This is a genomic window from Acinetobacter sp. C26M, assembly GCF_023702675.1.
GTDB lineage: Bacteria > Pseudomonadota > Gammaproteobacteria > Pseudomonadales > Moraxellaceae > Acinetobacter.
Genome location: NZ_CP098478.1, coordinates 3,539,454 through 3,551,345 on the forward strand (window position 1 = coordinate 3,539,454; position 11,892 = coordinate 3,551,345).

The window sequence follows — 11,892 nt, forward strand, 5'->3', positions numbered from 1 at the left end:
TAAATACAGTAGCAACTCAAGGTGGATTAATCCGCCTTGAGTTGTTTTAGAATCGCTTTTAATACTTCAATTCGTGCGGAATACTTATCATCCGTCGCAATCACATACCACGGCGCATAGTCAGTATTGGTTCGTTTAAACATATCTGCTGCCGCATTGAGATAGTCATCCCATTTATCGCGGTTACGCCAATCTTCTTCAGTAATCTTAAAACGTTTATGTGGTGTTTGTTCACGTTCTTTAAAGCGTAGTGCTTGCTCATCCTTACTAATTGCCAGCCAGATTTTAACAATCACCGTTTGGCTATCTACCAGGTTTTCTTCAAAACGATTAATTTCATTATAAGCACGTTGCCACTCAACCGTAGAAGCAAAACCTTCAATCCGCTCAACCAATACTCGACCATACCAAGTACGGTCAAATATGGTGATCTTGCCACCGTCATTCAATTTGCTCCAGAAACGCCACAAATAAGGACGGCGTAACTCATAGCGCTCAGGCGCTGCAATAGTATGAATTTCATATTCTCTCGGATCGAGTTTTTTCACGATTCGCTTAATCGCACCGCCTTTACCTGCCGCATCCATCCCTTCAAAGGCAATCACTACTTTCCGTTCATCGTAGCGTAAAGTATCGGCCACTTTCTTGGTCAGCTTACTCAGCTCATCTTTATAATCTTGTTTTTCTAAACTGGCTTTTTCAGGTTCAAGTAACGCTTTTGGTATCGCAGCTTGTTGCCATTTCTGTGTGACTTTGGTTTGATGCTCAGGCAGCTCTTGTAAAGTCTGTAGTAAATACTGCGCAAAGCATTGATCACGTAACTTTTCATCTTCACCATCGACAATATACCAGTCATCGGTAAAGCGCTGACTCAAGCCTTGCAAAGTATCGTACTGTTTTTTGTTACGCCAATCTAAACCATGTAACTTATGCCAACGCTGCTCAGATGCATCAATCTGATCCAAACGTTTTTGTAGCGATTTCCACGATAAATCAAACCAAACTTTGACGATATGAACGTGATTATTTTGCAAGTCATGTTCAAATGCCCGCATTTGCTCAACATAAGCATCAAACAGGTTTTCATCCAAAGGTTTGGACACATGCATCGCGGTGGTTAAAAGATCGCTATACCAGTTACCAAACATTACCACGATTTGCCCTTCTGCAGGAATAAAACGGGTATAGGACTGCCAAAAAGTTTGATTATTTGACAATAACTGTGGTGCATCTGCTTTAACACGTAAATAGCGAGGATCTAACCATTCTCGTAATTGTTTAACCGCTTCCCCCTTTCCTGCGAGTTCAATTCCACTGACTAAAACCAACACACTTTTGGCATTTTTCTTATCACGGCTATTTTTTAAGGCGTATTGTGCTTCAATCAGCTCTAAAGAAAGTTCATCTTCATCACGTAATTCAAATATTGGCTGTTGTTTACTCATCTGTTGCTCTAAGCGGCTCATTATTAATATTAAAAATCAGTATAGCCAAAACTGAATTGATCCCAGAATAACCCTTGTACAGTTTGTGTAGATTGCTGTAGTCATCGCAGCATAGTGACCAATTGTTAAACATTTAGAGTTTATGCTGTCATGGTTCTCCGTTATGATGCAGCCTATGATTTTATGGTTTTATTTTCTTTGAGTTCGAACATGTCAAAACTCGCTGCATTTGATAATCTTTTATTACAATATCAAACTTTGAATTATCACCAAGATCCTGTGCTTGCACAGAGATTGCATGAAGTACAGGCATGGATGAAAGAGCGTATTGCACAGACTCATGCTGAGTTTTTTGCCCAAACTCAAAATCAACTCATGGCCCAGTATTTTTTAAATCGTTTGTATGGTGGACCAGACTTTGATTCAATGGCACAGCAAATCGAACGGCTACTGAAATACGCCCACAAAGCAGAAAATCTTTTGCCAGAAAATGCCATCAAGACAGGCACAAAATCAGTCAGTTTAGCTGTTCTGGCGACACGACTGGATGAACAAGTCGCGGTACAGCTCTTGCAAGATTACCCTCCTGAAACACCCTTAACTGATGAAATCATGCGTCAAACCTTAATCAAACTTGATCAAGGCGATGCACGTTATGAACAGTTACAGTTGCTTGATGAGCTCGGTCTTACGCTTGATAAATATATGCGCTCAACCATGATGTACGCTGCTTTTAAAATGTGTAAGGGCATTGCACATAAGTATCAATTTGATCGTATGTATGAGTTTATCCAAGAAGGTTTTGCAGCCATGAAACCGATGAAGTCTGCTGCAACCTTTATCAACACCTTTAGCGAAAAAGAGCGTGAGATCATTGAAAAAGTCCACGCAGGACACCCAAATCCATTCCGCAACTAAGGCTGAGCTGATTTCTCTGCAATCCTGACACTTTAGGTTGCAGAGAAAAATGAGTCTTTTCAAATCTTAAGAAAAATTAAAACACTTTTGAGAAAGTGACTTTCTGTATATTATTCATAACAATTGCATGCGAAAGCCTGTAAAAAAATACAAAATCTGTCATCATGCTTGCTGATTCGTGCCGCTAGAGCGAAAGTTTAGGAGAAAACTATGTCTAACGAAAACCAACAGCCTACCCCAGAAGTTGAGCAAAACCCAAGTTCAGACAAAGTCAGCCCTTTCTTAAACACGCCCCTTCCACAAGGCACGCCACAAGGTCAGCAGCAGCCGATCCAACAAGGTGCAGCGCAGACCTCAACAGGTTCAATCCCAAAATATAACTTACCCCGCGGTGCCAATACTGGCAACGTCGGTGCAACGACACACTTTGGTTACCAAACCGTAAGTAGTGATGATAAAGCACAAAAAGTTGCAGAAGTTTTCCATTCGGTTGCCAGCAAATACGACATCATGAATGACTTGATGTCATTTGGTATCCATCGTATTTGGAAACGTTTTGCCATTAATATGTCAGGTGTTCGTCGTGGCCAACATGTGCTTGATATTGCGGGTGGTACAGGTGATTTGGCAAAAGTATTTAGCCGTGAAGTAGGCCCACAAGGTCATGTCGTTTTGTCAGACATCAACGAATCAATGTTAAATGTCGGCCGTGATCGTCTGATTGATGCAGGCTGTACTAACGTTGATTTCGTACTTGCCAATGCTGAAACGTTAGAACCATTTGCAGATAATAGTTTTGATTTAGTGACCATCAGCTTTGGCTTACGTAATGTGACCGATAAAGATGCTGCGTTACAAGCGATGTATCGTGTACTTAAACCAGGTGGTCGCTTATTGATTCTTGAGTTTTCTAAGCCAGTGTTTGAGCCTTTCTCAAAACTATATGATCTTTACTCATTCACCGCATTACCAATCATGGGTAAACTGGTTGCTAATGATTCTGAAAGCTATAAATATCTTGCTGAATCGATTCGTATGCATCCAGACCAACGTACCCTTAAAGGGATGATGGAAAATGCAGGTTTCCAAAGCTGTGATTACCATAACTTAACGGGTGGTATTGTTGCTGTTCACCGTGGATTCAAACTTTAAGGTTTAAGATATGTGGTCGATTTTAGCACTCGGTGCAGTCGAACGTATCATTCATCATATGATTGATTTGGATGCGATTACTCGCATTCAGCTCAATCAATTACAAGGTCAATTATTACGTGTTGTGATCGACAGCCCACAACTCTCAGTTGATGTTTTTTTTGATGAAAATAGAGTTCGTCTAGAACCGACCGTGACGGGACAAAGTCAAACCCCTTCTATTTTTGAACAGCGTCCTTTTGATCCTCAGCATAAACTCACGGATGCAACTGCAACTTTGCATGTTGAAAATACGGTTGAGCTGGTTAAATTACTGCTCAGTGATATGGATCAAATTGGTAATATCCCACTGCAAGGTGATTATCACTTATTGCAAGACATTCAAAGAATTATGCAGCAAGCTGAGCCTGACTTGGCAGCGCATTTATCACCGTGGATTGGTCCACAATTGGCACATGAATTGGGCAAAATTCAACTTGCACCGAAGCAATTGAAACACTCTTTACAAAGCCATTTATTTTTTGTTGAAGATGCCTTAAAAGAAGATAGCGGTTTATTTGCCCCACGTTGGCAGATGGATGATCTCAATCGAGAGACCCGCCAACTCAATCAAGAAATTGACCGCCTAGAAGCCAAGCTTCAGCAACTCAATGCTCAATTCAACCCACAAAAGCATTCCACTCAAGACTAGGTAAGACTTTATATGATTCCGCATGTTACACGGTTACTCGAACTCTGGCGTATTGCAGCACACTATCGCCTTGACACCTTGTTCCCTGCGGAAGAGTTACCAGTAAAAGCACGTCATGCATTAAATATCATTAAAATGCATCCAGCCGCATGGTCAAGTCGTGAGAAAAAAAATCCACTGAAGCTAAAAGAAGCCTTAGAGGACATGGGTCCGTTAGCAATTAAGCTCGGTCAATTGCTGTCTACGCGTCGTGATCTAATTCCACCAGAAGTCTTAACACAACTGGTGTTATTGCAAGATCGCGTCAAACCGTATGACACTCAGCTAGCCAAACAGCGCATTCAAGAATCACTCAAAGCAGATGTATCAACCTTATTCTCACGCTTTGATGAGCAACCGCTTGCCGCAGCCTCGATTGCACAAGTGCATACAGCAGCTTTGCATGATGGTCGTGAAGTGGTGGTTAAAGTCACTCGCCCCGATATTCGCAGTCAAATTTTACAAGATTTTGAGATTCTAGCTTGGCTTGGCGATTGGTTGGAAAATCGTTTGGAAGCGGCCCGTGCCCTACACCTCACTGAAATTATTCAAGACTATCGTCAAATCATCTTAAATGAGCTTGATTTAAGTTTAGAGGCGGATAATACCCGCCGTATGCGTCACTACTTTACTGGCTCAAGTATGATGTACGTGCCAGAAATCTATATGGACAGTAAAGACGTGATGGTGGCGGAACGCATCACAGGTGTCCCGATTTCGGATATTGCTACCTTTGATCGTTTGGGTATGGATCGTGCGGATCTGGCGGAAAAAGGCTTAACCATTTTCTTCACCCAAGTGTTCCGTGACAATTTCTTCCATGCTGACATGCATCCTGGCAATGTCTTTGTCGAGACCATTAATCCAAGCAATCCACGCTTTATCGCGTTGGACTGTGCGATTATGGGTGAATTGTCTAAGCACGATCAAATGACGATTGCACGTATGCTACTGGCGGTGATGAACAGTAACTTCATGCAATTGATTCAAATTGTGCATCAAGCAGGCTGGATTCCACCGGGTACAGATCAAGATGCCCTATCCCGTGAAATGCGTCGTACCGTTGGCCCGATGGTTTCAAAACCAATGGATCAACTTGATTTTGCAGGAATTTTGATTCAAGTGATGGATATTGCCCGTCGTTTCCATTTAGAAATTCCACCACAATTGATGTTGTTACTCAAAACACTGGTGCATGTTGAAGGTCTAGGGACTGACCTCTACCCTCAATTAGATATCTGGAAACTGGCAAAACCTATTCTAACCGAATGGGTCAAAGCCAATATGAACCCAGTCAAAAATGTGAAAGAACTGGGACAGCAAATTCCTGACCTATTACTTGGCGCTCAGGATATTCCAGGCTTATTGATTGACAGCTTAAATGGTTTAAAAAACCAATCAGCTTGGCATGACAAACAACTGCGTGAAATCCAGCAAATGCGCTTACAAATGCAACAGCAGCAACGTCGTAGCTGGATGTTTGGTAGCACGATGCTGATTTTGTTGACCATCGCGATTATTACACCATGGTTTATCTCAATTATTCTGATTGTACTGAGCAGCATAATTGCATTGTGGCGTATTGCTAAATAAACAGATATACACATCAAAGGCCGTATCTCATGGATACGGCCTTTGTTTTAAGCTTCAACATTTGCCTGATGAATCTTAATAAAATCTTCGAGATCAGTTAAGATCATAGCTGACTGATCGATAAACATCTTAAAAGAACAAATAATGAAAACACCTCATTTTGCAATTGTTGGTGCTGGCACAGCTGGACTGGCAACGGCGATTCTGCTTGCCCGTGAAGGCAATCACGTCACGATTTTTGAACAAGTTGATGAACTCTCGCCTGTCGGTGCGGGTTTGCTATTGCAACCTGCAGGTTTAGCGGTATTTGAACATTTGGGTGTCCTTGAGCATGCCTTAAAATTAGGCGCTAAAGTGACAGGTCTGGAAGGTCAACTTCCTGATAAGCGTCTCTTGGTGAATAGCCACTATCATCAGGCAGGTAGTAATCTCTATGGTCTCGGTATTCATCGTGCCACTTTATGTCACGTTCTCACCCACAAACTGGCTGAATATTCTAGTCATGTGACTTGGCGCATGAGCCATAGCATTGAACAGATTGAAGAACGACCGAGCGAAGTCCGATTATTAGGTACTTATCAGCAACACAAATTTGATGACTGTTTTGATGCTGTACTGATTGCCAATGGTGCACGCAGTCAATTACGCCCTCAAGCATGGGTGAAAGTTGACCAGGCTTATCCTTGGGGCGCAGTATGGACTATCGTGCCTGAATGTCCAACACTCAATCCTGAAATCCTACATCAATTTTATGACCGCTCTAAGATCATGATGGGCGTATTACCTACGGGTGCTATACCAACAGTGCCTCAGCAACGACTCTCTAGTGTATTCTGGAGTTTACCGACCTCACAATTGCACACATTCCTAGACAACGAATCCGAAAAGCAAAAATGGTTAAAACAAGTAGCGGATCGCTGGCCTGATGTGGCGGAATGGCTCAAACAACTATTGTCGAATCAACAACATCAACCGCAATGGTTGTCAGCGCAATATCGCGATGTGGTGATGTCTCAATTTGGACAAGGGCGAATTGGGGTAATCGGTGATGCTGCCCATGCCATGAGTCCACAACTCGGGCAAGGTGCCAATATGGCTTTGTTGGATGCATGGGCTTTTTCACAATCATTACAGAATGCGCAGAAGAATCAGCAAATAGATTGGTCAGCACTGTGGCAACATTATCATCAACAGCGTCGTTCCCCGACCCAGTTCTATCAATTTTTAAGTCGCCTACTCACCCCGCTGTACCAATCTGATCATTGGTGGGCGGGCGGTCTACGTGACCTAACCTTTCCGTGGATGTATCAAATCCCTTATTTGCGTAAAGAAATGGCAATCACTATTTCAGGTTTAAAAACAGGTCTGTTTCAGCAACTTGATTATCAACAAGTAGCGCAATATGCTGAGAAAAATCATATATTCGATACCAAAACCGAATCTTTAGCTGAATATGAATAAGAGCGACTGAATATGAAAATTAGTCATTTAGATCATTTGGTATTAACAGTGGCAGATATTGAAGTCACTTGTCAGTTTTATCAATCTGCCCTGAATTTTGAAGTCATTAGCTTCGGTGAAAATCGCAAAGCACTACAATTTGGCAATCAAAAAATCAATCTACATCAAGTAGGCAAAGAATTTGAACCCAAAGCACTTCACCCGACTGCGGGCTCAGCGGATCTGTGCTTTATTGCTGAAACGCCACTGAATGAAGTGATTGCGCATCTCCAAGCACAGCAAATTGAAATCATTGAAGGTCCAATCGAAAGAACGGGTGCGATGGGGAAAATTTTATCAGTTTATTTAAGAGATCCTGATCAAAATTTGATTGAAATTTCAAACTACTAAGAAACCACCTTTATTTATAATCTATCGGGATATTTTGCAGTTGCAGATGAATATCCCAATGATCCGGCTTATTTTTTATTTCCCACCAATTTGCACCAGTATCTAGCCATTTTGTACGATGAACTTTTACTGATTCTTTTGTGCAGTCCTCATACCCAAACTCAGCACCACAGCAAGCACATATCATAAAGTTAGGTGTTTTCCCACCGCCCCCCATGGTGCTTCGAATTGAATAAGTCCACACACTCTACAAGCCAGATTTTCATGATTTTTCAATACTGAACCCCAAAATTTTACCCAACACTCAATTAGTACGGATTGAAAAAGTTTTACTTAAAACAAGTAAGTTAACTCCTATTTATAACAATATAAACTTCACTCTATCAATCTCATGCAAAAATCGCATAACCGATTTTTTACCCAACAAGCATAGCCAACCCTTGCCACAACCGCTACACTAGCTGCTCTCCACTCAATGGATTTCCACTCATGTCAAACTGGTTAGATGAAGTTAAATTTGATTCCAATGGTCTTGTTCCTGCCATTGCACAACATCATCAAACTGGTCGAGTGCTCATGGTTGCGTGGATGAATCGTGAAGCTTTACAGCTGACTTCTGAAAAAAATCAGGCGGTGTATTACTCACGTTCACGTCAAAAACTCTGGCATAAAGGCGAAGAATCAGGGCACTTTCAAACCGTGCATGAAATTCGTCTGGATTGCGATGCCGATGTCATTATTTTACAAATTGAACAACATGGTGGCATTGCCTGCCATACAGGTCGTGAGTCTTGTTTCTACCGCAAACTGACACCTCAAGGCTGGGAAATTGTTGATGCACAGCTCAAAGATCCGACAGCAATTTATGGTGCATCAGCTAAAGTTGAAACACACGATCATGGTCAAAGTGAACAAGTTGATGTGCTCAGCTATTTAGGTCGTTTAATGCAAGAGCGTAAAACCGCTGAAGCGGATAGCTCTTATATTGCCAGCCTATATAAAAAAGGCATCAATAAAATCTTGGAAAAAGTTGGCGAAGAAAGTGTAGAAAGTATTATCGCTGCGAAAGATTATGCCGTGCTTGCTTCTTTAGAAAATAAACACGACTTGATCTATGAAGTGGCGGACCTATGGTTCCACAGCATTGTGATGTTAGGTTATTTCGATCTTGAGCCACGAGTGGTGCTGGATGAGTTGGCGCGTCGCCAAGGCTTATCCGGTTTAGTTGAAAAAGCCAACCGTAGTCAAGAAGTGTAACCAGAACCTGTGTCAAATATAGAGAAACCCAAAGCCACCTACGAGCAAGCAATTGCCATAGACAATGCTCGTTTAGGTCAATCCTTTAAAGTGATTGCCTATGCTGGCACAGGTAAAACCACGACTTTACAAATGATTAGTGATGCCATGCCTGAACGGCGTGGTATGTACTTGGCGTTTAACAAAGCCATTGCTGCTGAAGCTCAAAATAAGTTTCATGGCAATGTAAACTGCCGTACCTTTCACTCGCTGGCATTTCGTAGTGCGCCACGAGGCGTAACCGACAAATTACGCTTACCGCGCTTAAGCCCAAGCTTTATTGCCAAAGAATATCGTCTAGAGCCCATTACACTACGTCGCCTTATGGGCGGACGTTACGAAAAGTATGTACTCATGCCGAGTCGTCTAGCCAGTCTGGTTGCAAATGCAGTCAGTTACTTCTGTTCAACCAGTTCACAGTATCCAGCACCTCGGCATATTCAAGCGCCAAGTTGGTTACATCTGGATGATATCGACGCCTTGCAACAGCATCTTTACCCTGCGGTGGAACGACGCTGGCTCGAATCAATTGATCCAAATCATCAAGCAGGTATTGGACACGATATCTACTTAAAACTTTGGGCCTTATCAGAACCAAATATTCCTGCCGATTATGTGTTGTTTGATGAAGCACAAGATGCCGACCCATTAATGCTTGGTATTTTACTGCGTCAGAAAAGCACCCAAGTCATTTATGTCGGTGATGCACACCAGCAAATTTACGCATGGCGTGGCGCAATCAATGCCATGCAGCAAATGCCATTACCTGAAAGTCGCCTTACCACGTCGTTCCGTTTTGGTGAAGCGATTGCAGATGTTGCCAACAGCTTACTCGGTGCACTGAATGAAACGGTGCCTCTGCTAGGGAATCCAAACCAGAAATCCAGTGTGGTGAATAAGCCACATACCAAGATGCGTGATGCAATCCTGTGCCGTACTAATGCACGAGCAATGGAACTACTGCTGTCAGGCTTAGTTCATGGAGACAAAGTCAGCCTACAAGCTGATCATCAAAAACTCAGTCGCTTTGTCGATGCTGCCAGCTTACTCAAACAAGGCAAGCGAATTACCGATGTTCCTGAACTGGCTTGGTTTAACTCTTGGCATGATGTACATGAATATTGTGAAACCAATGATGGCAGTGATATCAAGCCATTGGTTAAGTTAGTTGATGATCATGGCACTGACCCACTGAAAAAAGCACTGGCAAAAATCACACCAATTGAACAAGCGGATTACGTGATTTCAACCGCCCACAAAGCCAAAGGGCTTGAATGGAATCGCGTGCATATCGAAGATGATTACAAATTTAAAATAAATGGGCTAGAACATAAAATTACAGATGAAGAGCTAAGACTACTTTACGTAGCCTGCACGCGTGCTAAAGTAAGTTTAAACATTCATCACTTATATGACTTAATACAACAATTAAAACGGTGCGCTCCCTCAAGTCTTCGTCAGTCCGCAGGTTAAAGCGCTCTTGATTGAGGTCAGCTCATGCAACTTGAAGCGGTTCAATTTAAACATATCGGGATGTTTCGGGATTTAAATCTTGAATTTGATCCTGAGCAACGCCCCATTACGTTGATCCTTGGCGACCAAGCCACAGGAAAAAGTACCATTTTAAAAAATATCTACCAAAGCCTGACTTGGTTTTCCGCACGCTACAAAGATATTCGTACCGCAGGCGTGGTGATTGCTGATCAAGACATTATGCTGAATCGCCTGCAAGCAAAGATCCAAATTCAGGTGCGTATGAGCAGTGAGCTTGCTGGCGTATTAACTGAAAGCAGCTCAACCCAACAGACAGATACTCAGACTTGCTCATGGAAACTGTATAAAACATTTAATAGTCAAAGTGTTGGCATCAGTCAAGTCGAAACTCAGCAACTTGATCAAATGGTCACGCTATATCAAAAAACGGGGCTGCAAGACCCTTTATTTGGGCTACCACTGATTGCTTACTACCCTGCTGAGCGTTTTGTCCAAGACATCAATTTACAAAGTAAAAATACTCCAGGGACATTGCAGGAAATTTCTGCCTACGATTTAACTGCTGTGCCATATACAACCTTTGCACGTTTTTTTGAATGGCTGCGTGAAATCAGCGATGTCGAAAATGCACACTCAGCGCATATCGTTAGACGTTTAATGGGCAATGACTTTAACCAGCAAAATCAGTCTGAGATATTGCAGGAATTACAACAAGAACTGATTAATCATCCAAAGCAGCTCTCTGCACCAAATCTTTACGCCTTGAAAAATAGCTTAAATACCGTTTTCCCTGAATTGAACGATATTTATATTCAGTATGTGCCAAAGTTACAATTGATGGTGCGTTACCACGATCAGTTGATCCCCTTTCAGCAGTTGTCTGCTTCCCTCAAAAGCTGGATTGCATTGGTTGGAGACATTAGTCGTCGGCTGTGCTTACTCAATCAGCATTGCTTTAACCCTTGTTTAGAGGGCGAAGGGATTTTGATGATTGATCAAATTGACCATCAACTCGACCAAAATCACTGTGCAGAAATTTTGGAACGTCTCCATCAGGCTTTTCCTCGCCTGCAAATCATCGTCACAGGCAATCGAGATGCACTGCTTGAGCATGCATTACATTACCAATGTTTAAAGCTCGATCAGGCCGGTGTCTATCAACTCAATCTGGAAGCATCTCAACAACAGCTTTCAAATTTATATCTGGGTCTTACCCAGACCGAAACAGCAGATTCCATTCAAACCCAAACTTTGCTACAAGCCGATCCATTGACCAGTAAAGTCGATGATTTATTCCAACAAATTCAGGACTTAAACGAGCAAGAAAAGAACAATTTACTCCATCTACTCAAGATTGATGATACACCTCAAGAAACTCCATTATAAAGGCGTATCAAAAGACAGAAATTGAAA

The 11,892-nt window shown here is 42.2% G+C and carries 10 protein-coding genes and 1 pseudogene; 9 read left to right on the forward strand and 2 right to left on the reverse strand.

The genetic code is table 11. The features are described 5' to 3' along the window. Positions 1-26 precede the first annotated feature (26 nt). Positions 27-1,445 carry a polyphosphate:AMP phosphotransferase gene (gene pap, locus NDN11_RS16275; protein WP_167250370.1) on the reverse strand — a complete coding sequence of 473 codons (1,419 nt, stop codon included), beginning with the start codon at positions 1,443-1,445 and terminating at the stop codon, positions 27-29. Positions 1,446-1,655: 210 nt separating this feature from the next. Here pap and NDN11_RS16280 point away from each other — a divergent pair, with 210 nt between their 5' ends. The 6 genes from NDN11_RS16280 (at position 1,656) to NDN11_RS16305 (ending at position 7,689) form a co-directional block, all read left to right on the forward strand. After that, positions 1,656-2,363 carry a DUF8198 family protein gene (locus NDN11_RS16280; RefSeq protein ID WP_216076283.1) on the forward strand — a complete coding sequence of 236 codons (708 nt, stop codon included), beginning with the start codon at positions 1,656-1,658 and terminating at the stop codon, positions 2,361-2,363. 210 nt (positions 2,364-2,573) lie between these two features. After that, positions 2,574-3,515, forward strand: coding sequence for a bifunctional demethylmenaquinone methyltransferase/2-methoxy-6-polyprenyl-1,4-benzoquinol methylase UbiE (gene ubiE / locus NDN11_RS16285; RefSeq protein ID WP_167250366.1), 942 nt, complete (start codon positions 2,574-2,576; stop codon positions 3,513-3,515). Positions 3,516-3,525: 10 nt separating this feature from the next. Continuing rightward, entirely contained in the window at positions 3,526-4,206 is a 681-nt protein-coding gene (locus NDN11_RS16290) for a ubiquinone biosynthesis accessory factor UbiJ (protein WP_251110228.1), read from the forward strand. Positions 4,207-4,218: 12 nt separating this feature from the next. After that, positions 4,219-5,838 carry an ABC1 kinase family protein gene (locus NDN11_RS16295; protein WP_251110229.1) on the forward strand — a complete coding sequence of 540 codons (1,620 nt, stop codon included), beginning with the start codon at positions 4,219-4,221 and terminating at the stop codon, positions 5,836-5,838. Between the two features lie 144 nt (positions 5,839-5,982). Then, positions 5,983-7,299 carry an FAD-dependent oxidoreductase gene (locus NDN11_RS16300; RefSeq protein ID WP_251110230.1) on the forward strand — a complete coding sequence of 439 codons (1,317 nt, stop codon included), beginning with the start codon at positions 5,983-5,985 and terminating at the stop codon, positions 7,297-7,299. 12 nt (positions 7,300-7,311) lie between these two features. Then, the gene (locus NDN11_RS16305; RefSeq protein ID WP_251110231.1) at positions 7,312-7,689 is read left to right on the forward strand and encodes a VOC family protein; all 378 of its coding nucleotides are present in this window, start codon (positions 7,312-7,314) and stop codon (positions 7,687-7,689) included. Positions 7,690-7,699: 10 nt separating this feature from the next. Here NDN11_RS16305 and NDN11_RS16310 read toward each other — a convergent pair. Next, a pseudogene (locus NDN11_RS16310) lies at positions 7,700-7,965 on the reverse strand (hypothetical protein). A gap of 213 nt (positions 7,966-8,178) precedes the next feature. Between NDN11_RS16310 and hisIE the strand changes: the two are divergent. The 3 genes from hisIE to NDN11_RS16325 are packed head-to-tail and all read left to right on the forward strand — an operon-like array spanning position 8,179 to position 11,865. After that, positions 8,179-8,946: a bifunctional phosphoribosyl-AMP cyclohydrolase/phosphoribosyl-ATP diphosphatase HisIE gene (gene hisIE / locus NDN11_RS16315; protein ID WP_167250354.1), complete on the forward strand. Its 768-nt coding sequence runs from the start codon at positions 8,179-8,181 to the stop codon at positions 8,944-8,946. Between the two features lie 9 nt (positions 8,947-8,955). Beyond that, positions 8,956-10,458, forward strand: a complete 1,503-nt coding sequence (locus NDN11_RS16320; protein WP_251110232.1) for a UvrD-helicase domain-containing protein — start codon at positions 8,956-8,958, stop codon at positions 10,456-10,458. Between the two features lie 24 nt (positions 10,459-10,482). Beyond that, positions 10,483-11,865 (forward strand): ATP-binding protein, encoded by a 1,383-nt coding sequence (locus tag NDN11_RS16325; RefSeq protein ID WP_167250350.1) that lies wholly within the window; start codon positions 10,483-10,485, stop codon positions 11,863-11,865. Positions 11,866-11,892: the final 27 nt, after the last annotated feature.